The organism is Comamonas sp. GW821-FHT11H03, assembly GCF_058807955.1.
Map to the genome: position 1 here is coordinate 249,275 of NZ_JBXARF010000009.1, position 19,056 is coordinate 268,330.

The 19,056-nt window shown below is 63.0% G+C and carries 19 protein-coding genes and 1 pseudogene; 9 read left to right on the top strand and 11 right to left on the bottom strand.

Features of this window, described 5'->3' with window-relative positions:
• Nucleotides 1-62: 62 nt before the first annotated feature.
• Both AC1RTQ_RS19835 and AC1RTQ_RS19840 read right to left on the bottom strand, forming a co-directional pair.
• Complete coding sequence (locus tag AC1RTQ_RS19835) at nucleotides 63-449, bottom strand: DUF3761 domain-containing protein (protein WP_492878251.1); 387 nt, start codon at nucleotides 447-449, stop codon at nucleotides 63-65.
• A 206-nt stretch (nucleotides 450-655) separates the two neighbouring features.
• The gene (locus AC1RTQ_RS19840; protein ID WP_034375307.1) at nucleotides 656-1,294 is read right to left on the bottom strand and encodes an MBL fold metallo-hydrolase; all 639 of its coding nucleotides are present in this window, start codon (nucleotides 1,292-1,294) and stop codon (nucleotides 656-658) included.
• Between the two features lie 340 nt (nucleotides 1,295-1,634).
• On the opposite strand from AC1RTQ_RS19840, the gene AC1RTQ_RS19845 reads away from it, so the two are divergent.
• The gene (locus AC1RTQ_RS19845) at nucleotides 1,635-3,278 is read left to right on the top strand and encodes a Re/Si-specific NAD(P)(+) transhydrogenase subunit alpha (RefSeq protein ID WP_492878253.1); all 1,644 of its coding nucleotides are present in this window, start codon (nucleotides 1,635-1,637) and stop codon (nucleotides 3,276-3,278) included.
• Between the two features lie 27 nt (nucleotides 3,279-3,305).
• Nucleotides 3,306-4,724, top strand: coding sequence for a Re/Si-specific NAD(P)(+) transhydrogenase subunit beta (gene pntB / locus AC1RTQ_RS19850; protein ID WP_492878255.1), 1,419 nt, complete (start codon nucleotides 3,306-3,308; stop codon nucleotides 4,722-4,724).
• Between the two features lie 208 nt (nucleotides 4,725-4,932).
• Here pntB and AC1RTQ_RS19855 read toward each other — a convergent pair whose 3' ends face one another.
• Nucleotides 4,933-5,559, bottom strand: a complete 627-nt coding sequence (locus AC1RTQ_RS19855; protein ID WP_492878257.1) for a LysE family translocator — start codon at nucleotides 5,557-5,559, stop codon at nucleotides 4,933-4,935.
• 105 nt (nucleotides 5,560-5,664) lie between these two features.
• On the opposite strand from AC1RTQ_RS19855, the gene AC1RTQ_RS19860 reads away from it, so the two are divergent.
• A complete protein-coding gene (locus AC1RTQ_RS19860; RefSeq protein WP_302092890.1) occupies nucleotides 5,665-6,120 on the top strand; it encodes an Lrp/AsnC family transcriptional regulator in 456 nt (151 codons plus the stop codon).
• Between the two features lie 168 nt (nucleotides 6,121-6,288).
• Here AC1RTQ_RS19860 and azu read toward each other — a convergent pair whose 3' ends face one another.
• The gene (gene azu, locus AC1RTQ_RS19865; protein WP_492878259.1) at nucleotides 6,289-6,744 is read right to left on the bottom strand and encodes an azurin; all 456 of its coding nucleotides are present in this window, start codon (nucleotides 6,742-6,744) and stop codon (nucleotides 6,289-6,291) included.
• Between the two features lie 211 nt (nucleotides 6,745-6,955).
• Entirely contained in the window at nucleotides 6,956-7,759 is an 804-nt protein-coding gene (locus tag AC1RTQ_RS19870; protein ID WP_492878261.1) for an exodeoxyribonuclease III, read from the bottom strand.
• Between the two features lie 10 nt (nucleotides 7,760-7,769).
• Here AC1RTQ_RS19870 and pyrE point away from each other — a divergent pair, with 10 nt between their 5' ends.
• Together pyrE and AC1RTQ_RS19880 are read left to right on the top strand one after the other, a co-directional pair.
• A complete protein-coding gene (gene pyrE / locus AC1RTQ_RS19875) occupies nucleotides 7,770-8,471 on the top strand; it encodes an orotate phosphoribosyltransferase (RefSeq protein WP_492878263.1) in 702 nt (233 codons plus the stop codon).
• Nucleotides 8,472-8,479: 8 nt separating this feature from the next.
• The gene (locus AC1RTQ_RS19880; RefSeq protein ID WP_492878265.1) at nucleotides 8,480-9,145 is read left to right on the top strand and encodes a DUF4124 domain-containing protein; all 666 of its coding nucleotides are present in this window, start codon (nucleotides 8,480-8,482) and stop codon (nucleotides 9,143-9,145) included.
• 11 nt (nucleotides 9,146-9,156) lie between these two features.
• On the opposite strand, the gene AC1RTQ_RS19885 is transcribed toward AC1RTQ_RS19880, so the two are convergent.
• From AC1RTQ_RS19885 to AC1RTQ_RS19905, 5 genes and pseudogenes are all read right to left on the bottom strand, one after another.
• The gene (locus AC1RTQ_RS19885) at nucleotides 9,157-9,510 is read right to left on the bottom strand and encodes a hypothetical protein (RefSeq protein ID WP_034372296.1); all 354 of its coding nucleotides are present in this window, start codon (nucleotides 9,508-9,510) and stop codon (nucleotides 9,157-9,159) included.
• Between the two features lie 86 nt (nucleotides 9,511-9,596).
• Complete coding sequence (locus tag AC1RTQ_RS19890) at nucleotides 9,597-9,815, bottom strand: hypothetical protein (RefSeq protein WP_492878267.1); 219 nt, start codon at nucleotides 9,813-9,815, stop codon at nucleotides 9,597-9,599.
• An 89-nt stretch (nucleotides 9,816-9,904) separates the two neighbouring features.
• Nucleotides 9,905-11,026: an HPP family protein gene (locus AC1RTQ_RS19895; protein WP_492878269.1), complete on the bottom strand. Its 1,122-nt coding sequence runs from the start codon at nucleotides 11,024-11,026 to the stop codon at nucleotides 9,905-9,907.
• Nucleotides 11,027-11,161: 135 nt separating this feature from the next.
• Nucleotides 11,162-11,737 (bottom strand): annotated as a pseudogene (locus tag AC1RTQ_RS19900) (nitroreductase family protein).
• 100 nt (nucleotides 11,738-11,837) lie between these two features.
• Nucleotides 11,838-12,875, bottom strand: coding sequence for a hypothetical protein (locus AC1RTQ_RS19905; protein ID WP_492878271.1), 1,038 nt, complete (start codon nucleotides 12,873-12,875; stop codon nucleotides 11,838-11,840).
• Nucleotides 12,876-13,160: 285 nt separating this feature from the next.
• Between AC1RTQ_RS19905 and serA the strand changes: the two genes are divergently transcribed.
• The 4 genes from serA (at nucleotide 13,161) to AC1RTQ_RS19925 (ending at nucleotide 17,833) form a co-directional block, all read left to right on the top strand.
• A complete protein-coding gene (gene serA / locus AC1RTQ_RS19910; protein WP_302092900.1) occupies nucleotides 13,161-14,390 on the top strand; it encodes a phosphoglycerate dehydrogenase in 1,230 nt (409 codons plus the stop codon).
• 159 nt (nucleotides 14,391-14,549) lie between these two features.
• Nucleotides 14,550-16,550 (top strand): OPT family oligopeptide transporter, encoded by a 2,001-nt coding sequence (locus AC1RTQ_RS19915; RefSeq protein WP_492878273.1) that lies wholly within the window; start codon nucleotides 14,550-14,552, stop codon nucleotides 16,548-16,550.
• Nucleotides 16,547-17,341, top strand: coding sequence for a hypothetical protein (locus AC1RTQ_RS19920; protein WP_492878275.1), 795 nt, complete (start codon nucleotides 16,547-16,549; stop codon nucleotides 17,339-17,341). The genes AC1RTQ_RS19915 and AC1RTQ_RS19920 overlap by 4 nt, the downstream gene beginning before the upstream one ends.
• 153 nt (nucleotides 17,342-17,494) lie before the next feature.
• Nucleotides 17,495-17,833, top strand: coding sequence for a YegP family protein (locus tag AC1RTQ_RS19925; RefSeq protein WP_492878277.1), 339 nt, complete (start codon nucleotides 17,495-17,497; stop codon nucleotides 17,831-17,833).
• Between the two features lie 43 nt (nucleotides 17,834-17,876).
• Here AC1RTQ_RS19925 and AC1RTQ_RS19930 read toward each other — a convergent pair whose 3' ends face one another.
• Nucleotides 17,877-18,689: an alpha/beta hydrolase gene (locus tag AC1RTQ_RS19930; protein ID WP_492878279.1), complete on the bottom strand. Its 813-nt coding sequence runs from the start codon at nucleotides 18,687-18,689 to the stop codon at nucleotides 17,877-17,879.
• Between the last annotated feature and the right edge of the window lie 367 nt (nucleotides 18,690-19,056).

Sequence of the window (19,056 nt, forward strand, 5' to 3'; positions counted from 1 at the left end):
CCAGAAACAACAACGCGCTTGTCGCAAAAGCAGGCAAGCGCGCAGGGGGGAAGCGGGCAGATTTATGAGCAGGCTTTGCTGCCCTTGGCGGCGTGGGCTCCAGCGGCCTTGGCATCGGCTTCGCTCATGTACTTGCCGCTCTTGGTCTTGCCGTAGTAGCGGTCGCCCTGGCAGTGATAGACCTTGGTGTTTTCATTGACCCAGACCTGGCCGGGGCCGCCGCCAGGCGCAGCAGCTGCAGCAGGCTTGGCAGCCGCAGCAGGAGCCGCCGCTGCCGCAGGCATGGGGCTGGTCGTCAGTTTGGCGGTGGCGTCCTTGTCTATGCCGTTATGGCCTTTGCAAGTGCCCTTGGCGCTGGCCGCGCTGACGCTGGTGCCGTCCTTGCACACAAAGGTTTGCATGGCCGCTGCAGCCTTTGCTGCGGGTTCTGCCGCCGGCTTGGCAGGCATGGGGGCTGTTTTGGCGGCTGGTGCGGCAGGTGCCGCTGCCGGTGTCTGAGCAAGGCTCGCCCATGAGCTGCTGACCAGGGCTGAAGCCAGGCAAATTTTCCATAAATTGCGCATACGAACTCCCTCCAGTGATGTGATGTCACACGGCGTGACAGGCGCATGCTGCTACGGAAGACCTGATTCCGCAAGCCCTCGGCTGTCAGGGTTCAGGTCCCGCTGACATAGGGGTTCAGCTTGCGCTCGCGGCCAAAGCTGCTTTCCGGGCCATGTCCGGGGATGAAGATCGTCTGGTCACCCATGGGCCACAGGCGCTGAACGATGGAGTCGATCAGCTGCTGATGATTGCCCTGCGGGAAGTCCGTGCGGCCTATGCTGCCGGCAAACAGCACATCGCCGACAAAGGCGCGGTCGATCTGCGGTGAGTGGAAGACCACATGTCCGGGCGTGTGACCTGGGCAGTGGCGCACGTTCAGCGTTTCCTGGCCGATGCTCACCGTATCGCCGTCATGCAGCCAGCGTGAGGGCACAAAAGGCTCGGAATGGGGAAAGCCGAACATGGCGCCCTGTTGGGGCAGACCGTCGATCCAGAACTGGTCGCCCTCATGCGGGCCAATGATGGGCAGCTCGTACTTGGCCGCCAGCTCGCTGGTGCCGCCCGCGTGGTCGATATGGGCGTGGGTGATCCAGATGGCCTTGAGATTCAGGCCCAGGCGCTCCACCTCCCACTCGATCTGCTCGATATCTCCGCCAGGGTCGATGACGGCCGCGTCCATGGTCTGGTCGCACCAGACGAGAGAGCAGTTCTGTTGAAAGGCGGTGACGGGGACAGTGTGATATTGCAACATGGGTGACTTGTATTTTTCGGGCGTTTGCGTAGTCTCGCGGGCTGCGAACCCCGCAAGCATGACACGGCATGGTCGAGGCATCACAAATGCCCGCTCAGATTTCGACGTCATCCCTCATTTGAGCTAGCATGGATGCGAGTGCCCCATTTTGGTGCGGGCTGCTAAAACGTATTTGTGCTGCAAGGCAGCGGGCATTCGCTTCATGGGAGGCGGCCCGACACAGTTTCAAGATCGTTCAGGCCGTGCCAATGCCCATGCAAGCAAGTTCCTCCTGCGGTAGGAATGGTTGGGAGCGGGTCGGCCTGAATGGAACCAGTTTTTAAACTCCAGGAGACTCCTCATGTCTACCTCCTCCAACCCGCCGACCGACGTCCAGCGCACTGACGCCCAGCGTAGTGACGCCCAACGCATCGGCATCCCACGGGAAACCTTTCCGTTGGAAAAGCGCGTGGCCACCGTGCCCGATGTGGTCGAAAAGCTCATCAAGCTGGGCTTTTCGGTCGCTATCGAATCGGGCGCTGGCGATGCCGCCAACTTCAGCGATGACGCGTATCGCGCAGTGGGAGCCGAGGTGCTGCCCAACGCTGCTGCGGTCTGGGCCGCTGCCGACATCATCTTCAAGGTGCGCCCGCCCACCCAGCAAGAAGTCGCGCTGATGCGCGAAGGCCAGATCCTGATCGACTTCATCTGGCCGGCCCAGAATCCCGATCTGATGCAGCAACTGGCCGCCAGGACGGTGACGGTGCTGGCGATTGACTCGCTGCCCCGGACATTGAGCCGCGCACAGAAGATGGATGCACTGACCTCCATGGCCGGTGTTTCGGGTTACCGCGCCGTGATTGAGGCGGCCAACGCCTTCGGCCGCTATTTCAACGGTCAGATCACGGCGGCGGGCAAGGTGCCTCCGGCCAAGGTCTTCATTGCTGGCGCTGGTGTGGCTGGTTTGTCGGCCATCGGCACGGCGGCCAATCTGGGCGCCATCGTGCGCGCCAACGACACGCGCGCCGAAGTGGCCGACCAGGTCACATCGCTGGGCGGTGAGTTCGTCAAGGTTGACTACGAAGAGGACGGAGCTGGCGGCGGCGGCTATGCCAAGGTCATGAGCGAGGGCTTCCAGGCTGCCCAGCGTGCCATGTATGCCCAGCAGGCCAGGGATGCCGACATCATCATCACCACGGCGCTGATCCCCGGCAAACCCGCGCCCAAGCTCATCACGGCCGAGATGGTGCAGAGCATGAAGCCCGGCAGCGTGATCGTGGACATGGCGGCCGAGCAGGGCGGCAACTGCGAGTTGACCGTGCCCAATGAGGCCGTGGTGCGCCATGGCGTGACCATCATCGGCTACACCGATCTGGCGTCACGACTGGCCAAGCAGTCGTCCACCTTGTACGCGACCAATCTGCTGCGCCTGGCCGAAGAGCTGTGCAAGGCCAAGGATGGCGTGGCCGTGGTGAATATGGAAGACGATGCGATTCGCGGGCTGACCGTGGTCAAGGACGGCGAAATCACCTGGCCTGCTCCGCCTCTTGCCCAGGCACCCAAGCCAGCCCCCAAACCGGCCGCAGCTGTGGTGGAGCAGAAGAAAAGCGGTCATGGCCATGGCGCTGCCGGCCCGCTGCCTGCCAAGACCTTGGCCATTGTTTTTGCGATTGCCGCCCTGGCCTTCTGGTTCATCGGTGCCTACGCGCCGGCGGCCTTCCTGGGTCACTTCACGGTGTTCGTGCTGGCTTGCTTCATCGGCTACATGGTGGTGTGGAATGTGACGCCTGCGCTGCACACGCCGCTGATGAGCGTGACCAACGCCATCTCCAGCATCATCGCCATTGGCGCTCTGGTGCAGATTGCACCGCCTGGAACGGCGGGTACAGCTCGCCCTGATGATTTGATTCGTTGGCTGGCCTTTGCAGCGCTGGTGCTGACCGCCATCAATATGTTTGGCGGCTTTGCCGTGACACGTCGCATGCTGGCCATGTTCCGCAAATAAGAAGAACGAGCACAAGAGAGAAACACCATGTCCCAAAGTCTCGCAACGGTGGCCTATCTGGGGGCTGCCATTCTGTTCATCCTCAGCCTCGGCGGCCTGTCCAACCCCGAAACCTCGCGCCGCGGCAATCTGTTCGGCATGATCGGCATGGCGCTGGCCGTGCTGGCCACCGTCTTCGGCCCGCGCGTCGATGCCGGCGGCATCGCCTGGATCGTCGGCGCGCTGGTGGTCGGTGGCGGTATCGGCCTGTATGCGGCCAAGGTCGTCAAGATGACCCAGATGCCCGAGCTGGTCGCCCTCATGCACAGCCTGGTCGGTCTGGCGGCCTGTCTGGTGGGCTTTGCCAGCTATGTCGATACCTCCATCGAGCTGGCGGGCGCAGACAAAGCCATTCACGAGGTGGAAATCTACGTGGGCATCCTGATCGGTGCCGTCACCTTCTCGGGCTCGCTGATTGCCTTCGGCAAGCTCAACGGCAGGATAGGCGGCAAGCCGCTGCTGCTGCCCGCACGCCACTGGCTCAATCTGGTGGCGCTGCTGGTGGTGATCTGGTTCGGCCGCGAGTTTGTGCGCGCCGAAACCGTGGCTGACGGCATGCTGCCGCTGACCGTGATGAGCGTCATCGCCCTGCTGTTCGGCGTGCACATGGTCATGGCCATTGGTGGAGCCGACATGCCTGTGGTGGTGTCCATGCTCAACAGCTACTCGGGCTGGGCTGCTGCGGCGACCGGCTTCATGCTGGGCAATGACCTGTTGATCGTCACCGGCGCGCTGGTGGGCTCTTCGGGCGCGATCCTGAGCTACATCATGTGCCAGGCCATGAACCGCAACTTCATCAGCGTGATTGCCGGCGGCTTCGGCTCCGGGGCTCCGGCCAAGAAGGGCGGCGCATCTGCGGCTGCCGAGCCCCAGGGCGAAGTGGCGCCCGTCAGTGCCGCAGAGACCGCCGAGATGCTGCGCGAAGCCAAGAGCGCCATCATCGTGCCCGGCTACGGCATGGCCGTGGCCCAGGCCCAGCACACGGTCAATGAAATCACCCGGACCCTGCGCGAGCAGGGTGTGGATGTGCGCTTTGCCATCCACCCGGTGGCGGGCCGCATGCCCGGCCACATGAATGTGCTGCTGGCCGAGGCCAAGGTGCCCTACGACATCGTGATGGAGATGGACGAGATCAACGATGACTTCCCCGAGACCGATGTGGCCATCGTCATCGGCGCGAACGACATCGTCAATCCCGCAGCCCAGGACGACCCCGAAAGCCCCATCGCCGGCATGCCGGTGCTGGAGGTGTGGAAGGCCAAGACTTCCATCGTGATGAAGCGCTCCATGGCCTCCGGCTATGCGGGCGTGGACAATCCGCTGTTCTACAAGGACAACAACCGCATGCTGTTCGGCGATGCCAAGAAGATGCTGGACGAGGTGCTGGGGGCACTGAAGAGCGGATGAAGTGGAGTGATTTCCCGTGAGGCGCTCTGCGCCTTTCCCCTGGCCGGGCACCCCTGGCCGGGCGCCCCTGTCCTGCTTTGCAATGCGGGAGGGGCGACACCTTCGCCGGGCTTCCCCGCCGCGAGGCGGCTCCTGCGCGGTGCCCTGGCTTGCAGCCTGGGCCTGCTTTTGAAATGCCTGCGGTTTTCGGCCGCAGGCATTTTGTCTTTCACAGATGCTGGACGGCGATCTCGCCCAGCAGCACGGCGGCAATCAGCAGCATCAGCGTGCCCGACAGGCGCGAGACGGCAAGCGCGGCGGCGGGGCGCGAGCGCAGCACGCTTTGCGAGCCCCAGCCCACGCCGAAGTAGACCACGGCACAACTGGCCGCATGGACGGCGCCCAGCGCCATGATTTGCGCAAACACCGGCCAGCTGTCGGCGGGCCGCACAAACTGCGGCAGGAAGGCCAGCAACAGCAACAGCTGCTTGGGATTGAGGCCGCTGACGCTGGCTCCCTTGATCGTCCAGTGCCAGCGCGTGCCGGTCTCTGCATCTGCGGCGGTGCTGATGGCGGCCGGGCTGCGCCACAGACCCACTCCCATCCAGGCCAGGTACAGCGCGCCGGTGGCCGTCAAGGCGGTCAGCAGGGCCGGGTTGCGTGCCACCAGGGCGCCCACGCCCGCTGCCACGGCCAATGTGGCCAGCAGCGCGCCGCAGGCCAGGCCCAGCGTGGCGGGCAGCACCAGCCGCCGGCCGCGCAGACCGGCCGAGATCACATAGGCCCAGTCGGCACCTGGCGTGAGCACCAGAAGAAAGGAGACGGCCCAGAAGGCAGTCAAGGCGGCGTAAGACACGGAATTCCCTCGAAAAGCGTTGATGCCGAGAGAATATGGAAGAGGAGAGAGAATGTGCTCTCAATATTCGCCGCTGATCGGTTTGAAATTGGAAGAAACTGCCCCGTGAATTCGCTGGATCGAAAAATTCTTGCTGCGCTCGAAAACAATGGCCGCCTCACGGTGACCGAGCTGGCCGAGCAGGTGGGCCTGAGCCTGTCGCCCTGCCACCGGCGTGTGCGCGCGCTGGAGGAGTCGGGCGTGATTCGCGGCTACCGCGCCGAGCTGGACCCAGCAGCGCTGGGGCTGGATTTTTCGTCCCTGGTCTTTGTCACACTCAAGGACAGCAAGTCCGTGCCCGCGTTCGAGGACGCAGTGGCCCAGCTCGCCAACGTGGTGCAGGCCCAGCGCCTGTTTGGCGACCCTGACTATCTGCTGCAGGTCGTGGTGCGTGATCTGCCGGCCTATCAGCGTCTCTATGACGAGCACCTGACCCGGCTGCCCGGCGTGCTGCGCATGACTTCCACGCTGGTCATGAAGCATGTGGTGATCAACAGACCGCTGACGTCGGCGATGGAATAAGCCATGAAAAAAGCGCCTGTGACTTCCGTCAAAGGCGCTTGGGATCAGCAAGGTTTGCTATCTATTTGGAAGCGTTTGGCGCTTGTTAGTAAGGGATTTCAGGTATTTATATAGCTGAAATCCTTGTGGGAAAAGCGCTAATAGCTACTAAAGAGTGAGCATTCAGGATCAGGAGCCCAGCTTGAGCGTGCCCTTCATGAGGGCCGCGTGACCGGGGAAGGAGCAGAAGAAGGCGTAGTCCGTACCCGCCTTGAGCTTGCTCGCATCGATGTCGAACTTGGTGGTCTCGCCGCCACCGATGAGCTTGGAGTGAGCCAGCACGCGTGCATCGCCGGCCTTCACATAGTCGGCGCCAGCACCTGCGGCCATGCCGTCGGTGATCACGGGCTGCATATCGGCTGCGGTGCTGACCACGATGTTGTGGCCCATGGCGGTCTTGGGCATCTTGCCCACATGCTTGAGAGTCACGCTGAACTTCTTGCAGGACTTGGGCACATCGATGCTTTTGACATTGAACTGCATGGCGTCGTTGCTCTCGACGACGGCTTCACAGCCTGCCGCCATGGCGGGCGCGCTCAGGGCACCGGCTGCACACAGGGCCACGGTCATCAGAATCTTCTTCATTGGCTATTCCTTTTCCTCAAAGCGAAACGGGAACCGCTGTGGCCTTGTTGCCCTCCAGGTTCCGTCGTTCATTCTTTCGGAAACCTGCCCAGCCGGCTCAGTACAACTCATGCTCGCATGGGTTGTACTGTTGCACCTTGCGCTAACTCAATTCGCCGAGCATGCGTGCGTTCACTGCCTTGCAGCTTGCTGCCGGCGTTGCTTGCACGCCTCAGAGCGTCAGGTCATAGCCAATGGTGATGGGCGCGTGGTCCGAGAACTTCTCGCCCTTGTAGATGGACTCGGTGCGCGCCAGGGCCGCGATCGCCGGCGTGGCCAGGTGGTAGTCCAGCCGCCATCCCACGTTGTTGGCATAGGCCTGGCCGCGATTGCTCCACCATGTGTAGCAGGCGTCCGTGGTGTCGGGCTGGAGCAGACGGTAAACGTCCACCAGACCGCCGCTGATCTCGGTCTTGTGCAGCAGCTTGGTCATCCAGTCGCGCTCCTCGGGCAGGAAGCCGCTGTTTTTCTGGTTGCCGCGCCAGTTCTTGAGGTCGGCCTGCTGGTGCGCGATATTGATGTCGCCGCAGAGCACGAAGTCGCGCTCGGCCTTGAGATGCATCAAGTGGCTGTGCATCTTGGCCAGAAAGCGGAACTTGGCTTCCTGGCGCAGCTCGCCCGAGCTGCCGCTGGGAAAGTAGGCGCTGATGATGGACAGCTTGCGGCCGGGCGTGTCGAAGCGGGTTTCGACGTAGCGGCCTTCGGCGTCGAACTCGTCGATGTCGAAGCCCACGACCACATCGCTGGGCTCGTGGCGGGTATAGACGCCCACGCCCGAATAGCCCTTCTTCTCGGCAAAGTGGAAGTAGCCTTTCATGCCGGCCAACACTTCGAAGCGCCCGGCCATATCCGAAGCCTGGGCCTTGATTTCCTGGACGCAAATACAATCCGGCGCAGTGGCTTCGATCCAGGCTTCGGCGCCTTTGGTCGTGGCAGAGCGGATACCGTTGAGGTTGAGGCTGGTTAATTTGAACAAGGATGAATCCATGGTGGTGAGTGAGAAGCCAATGGGCGGTGCAGACCGTCTGGCGCAGGATTTCGTGCAGTTTGCCGTCGATGCGGGTGTGCTGCGTTTCGGCGAGTTCAAGACCAAGGCCGGGCGCATGAGCCCGTACTTCTTCAATGCCGGCCTGTTCGACGATGGCGCCAAGATGGCCCGTCTGTCCGAATTCTATGCAAAAGCCATTCTGGCCAGCGGCATGGAGTTCGATATGGTCTTCGGCCCTGCCTACAAGGGCATTCCTCTGGCTGCCACGGTGGCCGTGGAGCTGGCGCGCCAGGGCAAGAACGTGCCCTTTGCCTATAACCGCAAGGAAGCCAAGGATCATGGCGAAGGCGGCACCCTGGTGGGCGCTCCCCTCAAGGGCCGCGTGCTCATCATTGACGACGTGATGTCGGCCGGAACGGCAGCGCGTGAGTCGATTGCTATCATCAAGGCCGCCGGTGCCCAGCCGCATGCCGTGGCCATCGCTCTGGATCGCCAGGAAATGGCGACAGAGAATGGTCAGGACGTGGCACACAGCGCCGTGCAATATGTGCGCAACCAACTGGGCATGCAGGTGTGTGCGATTGCCAAGCTGGCAGATCTGTTGCTTTATCTCGAGCAGCAGGGCGGGGAGGCCGGCCCCGAGCATCATGAACGCGTGCTGGCCTATCGTCAGCGTTATGGTGTCGAAGACAAGGAATAAACACGCAAATGAAGCAGGCCTTGCATGCAAAACTGAGTTTGTATGTGGTAGCTACCGTCTGGGCAGGGGCCATGCCTGCTCCAACCCAGGCCAATAGCGGCGGCATCTACGCCTGCACGGATGCCAATGGGCAGCGCATCACGGCCGACAGGCCGATTACCTCCTGCGTCGATCGCGAGCAGCGTGTGCTCGGCAACTCGGGGGTCGAGTTGCGCCGCGTGGGCCCGACTCTGACCGATCAGGAGCGCAGCGCACAGGAGGCCAAGCGCCGTCAGGATCAGGCCGAGCAGCAGCGCCTGCGCGAGGAGCGCTCGCGCGAGCGCGCCATGCTGGCGCGCTTCCCCAGTCAGGGCGTGCATGATGCCACCAGAGCCGAGGCGATTGCCCAGGTCAACGATGTGATCGGCGTGGCTCAGAAGCGCCTGGTCGATCTCAAGGAGCGCCGCCGTAAGCTCAACACCGAGCTGGAGTTCTATCAGAACGATCCGAAGAAAGCTCCCGCCAATCTGCGCCGCCAGCTCGACGACAACACGGAATCCCAGGCCGAGCAGCAGCGCTTCATCAAGCAGCAGGAAGAGGAAAAGCAGCGCATCAACCAGCGCTTCGATGCCGAGCTGCAGCAGCTGCGCAAGCTATGGACAGAGCTGCCGCCTGCCGCGCCGCGCTCGCGCTGACGGCTACGCCTTCAGTCTTCGTGGCCGTCTTTGTGCATGGCCATGACTCGACCCAGCAGCAGGGTCGCAATCCAGGCCACTGCCGCGATGATCAAGGGCATCTGCACCAGCAGCGGTGCCTGAGCCATGAGCATCAGCGCATCGGCCTGCCACAGCGCCCCATAACCCTTGAACAAGCCATAGGCCAGCCATAGCAGCAGGCCTGCGCTGGCGATGGTGGCCATGCTGCGCATATTGCGGCCGTCACGGCTGCCTGCCGGAACGCGCAGGGCCGAGCGCCAGAGCCAGCCCATGGCCGCCAGCACCAGCAGCACGCAGGCCGCGACGGACAGCGGCAACCAGAGGGAGAGAGGAATCAGCGACATGGCGCCGCACTTTAGCCCAGTTGATCACTGGATGAAAAAGAAAATACCCACCGAGGTGGGCATGCATGAAGGGGCCTGTCAGCAGCTCAGTTTGAGCGCCAGACCAAGTGATGGCCCGGCACGGACTGTATGCCCAGCACGGTGGCGTGGTGGGTGAGCAGCTCTTCGAAGGTCTTGGTGACTTCGCTGCTGGCGGTGCTGCCCTCATACTCCGTGGCCACCTGTGTTGCGGTAAAGGAGTTGGCGCCAAAGCTTTGCACGATGTTGCGCAGCTTGTCGAGGTTGGGGGTGAACACGGCGTCCATGGCAGCAACTCCTTTTCGGCAATCAAACCAGTACTGCCCATAGTTTATCCAGCAGCCCGTGCCAGGCAAGAGGGCCTTTGCCCACATGGCTATTGATTGATGGAGAGCAAAGTGCGGATCACGTCCGAGCGCGTGATGACCCCGACCAGGGTTTTGCCGCGCAGCACGGCAATGAACTGCACGCTGTGCGATGCCAGCTCGTGCAGCAGATCGCCCATGGGCGTGTCTTCCTGCACGCTCATCTCTGGTGCGCGCATCAACTCCTGAGCTACGGATTGCACTTTGGATGGTCGGCTGCGAAGGCGCTGCCAGAGGTTTTGCTGCTGGCGCGCACGGTGGTCCTGCCAGAGCCAGTCGAACAGGTCTGCGCGCAGCACGCGGCCAATGAGCTCACCTTGCGCATCGACCACGGGAAGGCTTTTGATCAGATGGCGGTGAAACAGCTCGGCCACCTCTTCAAGCGGAGTCTGCGGGCTCACGGTCAGCAGCTTGGCGGACATGACGGTGCCGCAGTTCACGCTGGACAGCCGGCGCTTGATGGCCTCCTCCTCGGCGGCGGCCAGCAGCTCACCCAGGTCCTCGGGTGTCAGGTTGTAGCTTTGCTCGAAGCGCTGCAACAGTTGTTCCAGGTCCTGCTCGCTCAGCGCCAGGCGCGTGGTGGGGCGCTGGGTCTTGGCCGCTTGAGGCGGCTGGTGCAGGTAGGGGCGGCCGCAGGCACGATGGTAGAGCACGCCGACTGCCGCAAGAACGCCCGAGAGCACGGCCATGGGAATCAGCAGATGCCAGCCAAGGGGAGCCATCTGTGCGGAGGCCAGTACCGTCAGCAAGGCCACGGCGCCGCCCGGCGGGTGCAGGGCACGCAGCAGCAGCATCAGGGCAATGGCTCCTGCCACGGCCAGTGCGGCCAGCGACGTTTGGGACAGCGCCGGAAACGCCCAGAGCAGCAGCAAGGTATAGAGCGCAGGCATGGTGTTGCCGACGACACAGTTCCAGGGCTGGGCCAGCGGGCTGCTGGGCACGGCGAACACCAGCACGGCGGTGGCGCCCAGCGGTGCGAACAGGAACAGGGTGTTGGGAAAGAAATGCTCGACCAGCCCCACCAGAATGCCGGCCAGTGCCAGGCCCAGACCTGCGCCGATGCTGGCGCGGATCAGCTCTTTCCAAGAAGGGCGCGAGGCCACCGGCCCCAGGCGCTGCCACATTGTTTGCATGACGGACATAGGCTCAGGCTACGGGCGCTAAATTGATAGCTGATCCCGTAATGTTGTATTGATATTAGTGTGGCAATTCTGTCAAAAAAAGCTCCACAGGGTGAGCGGTGGAGCTTTGGCGGGATTGGGGCCGCTTCAGGCTGTTGCGGCGGCTTGAACGGCTCCGGCACTCAGCATTTCGGCCAGCGGCTTGCGGCCCGAGGGCTGCTCGCGCTCGCGCAGATCGTCGGGCAGAGTGGAGGCATCGGTGCGGCGGCCCACGGCGATCACGCATTCGGGCACCAGATGCTCGGGCAGGTTCAGCACCTTGCGGGCCTCAGCGGCAGAGAAGCCGCCCATGGCGTGCGTGGCCAGGCCCATGGCATGGGCCTGCAGCGCCAGATAGCCCCAGGCGCAGCCCGCATCGAAGCTGTGCTTGGCGGCCGAGGCCTGCTTGTCCGACAGCAGCACGATCAGCGCGCCGCCATTCAGGCACCAGCGGCGGTTGGCTTCGTTGGGAATCTGCGAGAACGCCTGCCAGTTCGCGTCATCGCGCAGGGCGTAGGCAAAGTGTCAGGGCTGCTTTTTGCTGGCCGAAGGCGCCCAGCGGGCGGCTTCCACCAACTGCTCCATCTGGGCCGCACTCAGTGCTTCAGGTACAAGGGCGCGAGGCGACATGCGCTTGATGAATGGCGCGTGGACGGGAACGGTACTGCTGCGGGTGGTGCTCATGGTGATATCCCTGAACTGAAAAGAAAAGGGCCCGCCTACTGAGCAGAGGCGGGCCCGAAACCACAGCGCATGCTCCGGCCTTTTTGCCGGAGCCGGAAAATCAGGACTTTTGACCCGATTGCGCGCCGATGCCTCGCAAATGGCGCTCCATGCGGAACATCACCAGCGCCATCATCACCATCACCAGGCAGGAAATCAGCAGCGTGGCAAACGCCGTGTCCATGCCCAGAAACTCCCACTTTTCCTCATCGGGGTTGTCGCCGCGCAGCTTGGCGGCCGTGCGGTCGAACGACAGCGTGTAGTTGGTCAGCAAGGTGTTGACGATCTGCGGGGCGGACTGCTGCTGCAGCTTCTTGGCCAGGCTTTCGTTACCCAACACCTTCTCCAGTGCCACGGGCAGTCCCTTGATGTAGGCCGCGTACGAGCCCTCGCCATGTTCCATCTCGGCGGCCTGGGCACGGTCGTTGATTTCGGAGGCCAGGTTCACCGGATCCATCAGCATGGTGTCTTCGCCCGCAGCCTCGGCAGCTGCCGCAATCGCTGCATCGGCTGCCGCATCTGCGGCGGCACGGGCCATGCGGTCCTCGCGGGTCAGCGAGATGCGGCGAGCTGTCCAGGCGGCATCCACTTCGGCAGCGGCCGCGTCGGCCGCCTCCTTGTCGCAGCAGGAGTTTTCTCGTGCCTCGCGCATTTTGATCTGGCGGTTGACATCGTCGGCCGAGGGCAGGGCATCGCCCTTGAGCAGGGGGTGGATGGGATCCAGGCCCTGGCTGCTGTTTTCCGTCTCTACGCGTTTGCGCGCAGCCGTGTCCCTGTAGATGAAGCCACGCAGCAGGCCGTCGGCCTTGCGGAAATCCGGACGCAGGGCGGGGTCGGCCAGACGCTTTTCCATGGGCACGGCGTTGCCGAGGCCGCTCAGATCGCGACCGGTCTCTTCTTCCATGTACTTGAGGTCGTAGGGCGCATCCTTCCAGTTCAGCGCTGTTGCACCGGCAGTGGCGGCATCGGGCTTCTTGGGCTTGTAGTGGTCCCAGATCCAGTGGCCCATGCCAAACAGCACAAAGATGGAAAAGGCGAGCAAGACAAGACGCAGAACTTGAATCAGCAAATCTTCTGCGCGGCGCAAGAGGGTCAGCATAGGCAGCAAATCCTTGTAAAGAGCTTGAGTGGTCTGCACTTTCAACTATGAAATTGGAAGCGCGTGAATGATCGCGATTGTAGGAAGCGAATCAGAAAGTCGTAATTTGTTACAGGTGAAGCGACACATGCACGCTTCTGCTCTGCTTTGCTCTACCCAGCGCTCATTTTGGGCCAGGCACGCAGGTGCTGCTCCTCTTCACTTCATGAAGGGGCGATGCACCCAGATCCTGTAACGGAATTACGAAACCGCTGTAATGGAGTTTTGATGGATCGAGGCTGGATCATGGGTAAGACGTCGCTGGATAAATCGAAGATCAAGTTTTTGCTGCTCGAGGGCATACATCCCTCCGCGCTCAAGGTGCTGCATGACGCGGGCTACACCAATGTGGAGGCTCTGACCGGCGCGCTGGATGGCGAGGAACTCAAGCGCAAGATTGCCGATGTGCACTTTGTCGGCATTCGCTCGCGCACCCAGCTCACGGCCGATGTGTTCGCGGCCGCGCAGAAGCTGGTGGCCGTGGGCTGCTTTTGCATCGGCACCAACCAGGTCGACCTCAACGCGGCGCGCGAGCGCGGTGTGGTTGTCTTCAATGCGCCTTACTCCAACACCCGCTCCGTGGCCGAGCTGGTGCTGGGCGAAGCCATTTTGCTGCTGCGCGGCATCCCCGAAAAGAATGCCGTCTCCCACCGCGGCGGCTGGAAGAAGAGCGCGGAGAATTCCTTCGAGATTCGCGGCAAGACGCTGGGCATTGTCGGCTATGGCTCCATCGGCACCCAGCTGTCGGTGCTGGCCGAAGGCCTTGGCATGAAGGTCATCTTCCACGACGTGGTGACCAAGCTGCCGCTGGGCAATGCCCAGCAGAGCAGCGGTCTCGGCGAGCTGCTGGCCCAGTCCGACATCGTCACCCTGCATGTGCCCGAGCTGGCCTCCACGAACGGCATGATGGGGGCTGCCCAGATTGCCGCCATGAAGCCCGGCAGCATTTTGATCAATGCGTCGCGCGGCACCGTGGTCGATATCGAAGCCCTGGCCGAGTCGCTCAAGAGCGGCAAGCTGCTGGGCGCTGCCATCGACGTCTTCCCCAAGGAGCCCAAGAGCAACAAGGACGAATTCCTGTCGCCGCTGCGCGGCATGGACAACGTCATCCTCACGCCTCACATCGGCGGCTCCACCATGGAAGCCCAGGCCAATATCGGTCTGGAAGTGGCGGAAAAGCTGGTCAAGTACAGCGACAACGGCACGACCACCTCGGCCGTCAACTTCCCCGAAGTGGCACTGCCCGAGCACCCCGGCAACAACCGCATCCTGCATGTGCACGAGAACCGTCCCGGCATTCTCTCTGCCATCAACCAGGTGTTTGCCGACAACGGCATCAATATCGCGGGCCAGTACCTGCGCACCGATGAGAAAGTGGGCTATGTGGTGATCGATATCGATGCCAAGTCCTCGGCGCTGGCACTGGAAAAGCTCGCGCAGATTGCGGGCACCATTCGCTGCCGCGTGCTGTTCTGAAGCCTTGGCTGCTGAACGCAAAAGGAGACCTCGGTCTCCTTTTTTCATGGACCGGCCATTGGCAACGCCAGGAGCTGGCGCGAAGGGGCGCACGACGGATATGGCGTGGTGCGCCGCTGATGCTAGGCTTGTGCCGTCACAGACCCTCCCGCTTGCACAATGAATACTCCAACCAAGAGAGAGTTCACCTTCCGTGGCGTGCTGCTTGGCGCGCTCATCACCCTGGCGTTCACCGCCGCCAACGTCTATCTGGGGCTCAAGGTCGGGTTGACCTTTGCCTCGGCGATTCCCGCTGCCGTGATCTCCATGGCGCTGCTCTATCGCTTCAAGGATTCCAACATCCTTGAAAACAATCTGGTGCAGACCCAGGCTTCCGCAGCCGGCACCTTGTCCTCGGTGATCTTTGTGCTGCCGGCACTGCTCATGCTGGGGCTGTGGACGGGTTTCCCGTTCTGGCAGACGGCATTGATCTGTGCGGCTGGCGGCACACTGGGCGTGCTCTACACCGTGCCCCTGCGTCGCGTGCTGGTGGTGCAATCCGAGCTGCCCTATCCCGAGGGCGTGGCCGCTGCCGAGGTCTTGCGCGTAGGCGACGATCAGCGCCACGCCCATGGCCCGCAGAGCCTGGGCAAACCGCGCAGTTCGGGCTTGCGCGAGCTGGGCTGGGGCACGGGGCTGGCCGCGCTGTTCGGCTTTCTCAGCGGCGGTCTGCGCCTGCTCGGCGATGCCTTCAATTTCTGGATTCCCGCAGGCGGCGTGGCCTTTCGTGTGGCGGCGGGCTTCTCGCCTGCCCTGCTGGCCGCCGGCTATCTGATGGGAGCCGCTGCAGGCATTGCCGTGCTTGTGGGGCTGGCGCTGTGCTGGGGGGTGCTCGTGCCCTGGCTGACGGCCCAGGCTTCTCCTGCTGCCGGTCAGGCGCTCTCCGAGCTGTCCACCCAGCTTTGGGGCAGCAAGGCCCGCTTTCTGGGTGCGGGCGTCATCGGCATCTCGGCGCTGTGGACCGTTGCCACGCTGGCCAAGCCGATTGTCCAGGCGATTCGCAACCAGCCTGCACGCAGCGTCGCCGAGGGGGGCGGTGGCGACGAAACCGACAAGGACATGCCGCGCAGCTGGATGTTGATGATAGGAGCCGCCGCCCTGGGCGTGCTGTTCCTGGTTGTCAATGACTTCATCGCCGGGCATATGCCCGATCTTGCCGCTGGCGCGCGCTACGGCCTGGCAGCCCTGTGCGTGCTGTTTGCGGCCCTGTTCGGCTTTTTGGTGGCGGCGGCCTGTGGCTATATGGCCGGTCTGGTCGGCTCTTCGGCCAGTCCCATCTCGGGCATCGGCATCATTGCCACCTTGCTCATGGGAGTGAGCCTGCTGGCGCTGCATGCTCTGGTGCCGGCCTATGCCAGCGCCGTGGCGGGGCAGATGGGCATTGCACTGGTGCTGTTCATGGTCTCGGCCGTTCTGGCCATGGCTGCGATCTCCAACGACAACCTGCAGGATCTCAAGACCGGCTATCTGGTGGGGGCCACGCCCTGGCGTCAGCAGATCGTGCTCATCATCGGCTGCCTTGTGGGCGCGCTGGTCATACCGCCCGTGCTGGATCTGCTCTACAACGCCTACGGTTTTGCGGGCAGCATGCCGCGTGCCGGCATGGACCCGAATCAGGCCCTGGCCGCACCGCAGGCCACGCTGATGATGCAGATTGCCAGCGGCATCTTCAAGGGCTCGCTGGACTGGAGCATGCTGGGGCTGGGCGTGGCTGTGGGCATTGCCGTGATCCTGGTCGATCTGGCTCTGCGCAAGAGTGGCAAGGGCGCGCTGCCGCCGCTGGCCGTGGGCCTGGGCATCTATCTGCCGCCCACCATCGGCCTGACGCTGACCACAGGCGCGGTGCTGGGCTGGTGCATTGCCAGAGCCATCAAGGCCTATGCGCAGCGCGGCGGCAAGGACTGGACGGCGGCGGCCGAGGAGCGCGGCCTGCTGCTGGCCTCGGGCCTGATCGTGGGCGAGAGCCTGATGGGCCTGCTGATTGCGGCACTGATTGGCTTCAGCGGCAAGGATGCGCCACTGGCCCTGGTGGGTGAGGGCTTTGCGCCCGCCATGTGGCTGGGCCTGACCTATTTCGTGGGCCTGTGTGTGTTCTTCTATCGCCGGGTGCTGCGCAAATGAAGACAGGAAAATTCGACGGGGAGCAGGCCGAATACCGCCAGGGCAACTTCGGCTTCGCGCATGAATGGCTGCAAGGGTTCAAGACGCTGGACGAGGTGCTGGAGCGGCTGGACGCGCTGCGCGTCGCCGACCCAGCGCACCGCTACCTCTGCACGCTGGACGATGTGAGCCAGTGCAGCTACACCAGCGGCCATGCGAGCCAGGATGAGCGTCTGTATCTGGACAGTCCCGAGGACATGGATTGGGACGACCCGGCGCAGCAGCAGGCCCTGACGCTGGCATCGCTGCGGCACCGGGTGGCGCAGTTGCAGCGGCCCGGGCTGGTGCAGAACTGGGCGCAGGTCTGCGGCACGCTTCTCTTGTCGCCGGAAGACGTGAATGCCTTGCTGCAGGCCAACCGCAGTCCCGAGGCCCTGCTCGACGAGGTGGTCTATGTCCAGCGTCTGCCCGTGCCCAGCGACGAGCTGATGATTGCGGGCCAGCCCAACGGCTATTTCAGCGCGGACTGGGACAGTTTCCAGAACCACGCGGTCATCCGCCATCTGGCAGCGCAATATGGCTATCGCTTCTTCGGCATGGGCGCTGCATGGATGGGCTTTGTGCGCGCCAGCTTGCCCGATGCGATGCGGGTCGAGCGGCTGATAGAGGATTTGCGCATGCTCTACGGCCAAGGGCAGGACGAGGTGCGGGAGCATGCGGGCTGGGCACAGCTGGCGTCCGTGCTGCTGGCGCGGCGCACGCTGATGCTCGGTTATGCAGAGGGTCTGGCCGAGGGCCTGGGGCTGGATTAGCCGTCTTATGAAAGCGCCATGAAAAGCTGACAAGGTTGAATTCATCACCGCCGGAGCCAGCCATGAGAGGCCCGGTTTCAGCCGTGATGGTTTTATAGTGTGCTGGCTACCCCCGGCGGCGCAGGCCGCTTTTTGCAACTGAAGGAGAAACGAATGGCAGGTCATTTCGAGTTGAGCAAGAGCAGCGATGGGCAGTTCCGGTTTGTGCTGAAGGCCAGCAACGGAGAGATCATTCTCACCAGCGAGCTGTACAAGACCCGGGCGGCGGCGGAGAACGGCATTGCCTCGGTGCAGACCAACAGCCCGCTGGCCGAGCGCTACGAGAAAAAGACCGCCAGCAACGGCAAGGAGTATTTCAACCTCAAGGCTGCCAACCATCAGGTTATCGGCACAAGCCAGCTCTATGCCTCGGCGGCATCGCGCGATGCTGGCATTGAGTCCGTCAGGAAAAACGGTGCGACGACGGTCGTCAAGGATCTGACTGGCACTTGAAACCCATTGCCGGACAGCACCTGCTGGGAGCGTCAGAGGCCTTTCAGGCCTCTTTTTGATGCCCGTCCACAAACTGCTCTATGGCGCTCCAGAAGCCGTTGGCGCGGAAGATGGTCGAATGGTTCGCCTGGGTGAATGCCTGCACCTGCACCGCCTTGTCCCTGAGGCTTTGCAGCAGGGCATCGGTGCGCTCGGGCAGCACCACCTGATCGCGTCCGGCGCGCAGCACCAGAATCGGCCCTTGGTAGTTGCGCAGATGCGCGGCAGAGTCGAAGGGGTCGCGCAGCAGCAGCTCCACGGGCAGCCAGCCATACATGCCGCGCACCGTGTTCAGAATGCTGTCGAAGGGCGTGACCAGCACCAGTTGCTCTGGCTGGCGCAGATCGGCCACGGCAGCCGCCACGCCCGTGCCCAGGCTGCGGCCGATCACGGTGATGGGCAGCTGAGGGTGCAGGCGTTTGACCTCGTCGAACAGGGCAGCGGCATCGAGCTCCATCAGCTCCTGCGTGGGCTCGCCCTCACTGGCGCCATAGCCGCGGTAGGCCAGCATATAGATATCGCTGTGCGGCAGGCTGCGCGACAGCTGCTGGCGCCGGTGGGCAATGTTCTCGGCATTGCCTCCAAAGTAGATCACCGCATTGCGCGCCTTGCCGTCGGCCGGGTGCAACTGCCAGCCTCGCAGCAGCACATCGGCGCGTTGCAGCGAGAAATCGGTGCTCTCGGCCGCCACCTGCGTGCCGTCGCCCGGAAAAATCATCTGGCGCTGCTGCGCAAACATATAGCTGCAGATACAGATATAGACCGCTAGGCACAGGGCCAGCAGCCAGAGCAGGGGCTTGAGCAGCTTTGAGAACATGGAGCGCAAAAGTATGGGGTTTGCGCCGGATTGTGCGCAGATTTGTGTGGGTTTGGTGTGCGCTTTACCTCGGCTTTATGTAAGTGGTGGTTTTTGAAATTGATAGCGGGTGGTGCAAGTGATGTCTTCACTTGGGACTTGTTTGGCTTGTGGTGATGCTTTAGCTGTTTGCCTGACGTGTCGAGGCTGATTGCATGCTTGATTTGCTTGCAGAGGGCGGGTCTCGGCCCGCCATGCCGACCTACTTTCTTGTGCAAGAAAGTAGGCAAAGAGCTGGCCCCTGCTGCCCACGACCCCTTCGCTGCGTTTCACTTCGCTATGGGGCAACCTGCGCCGTCAAGCTCTTGGGGCTGTGCGGCAAAACTCA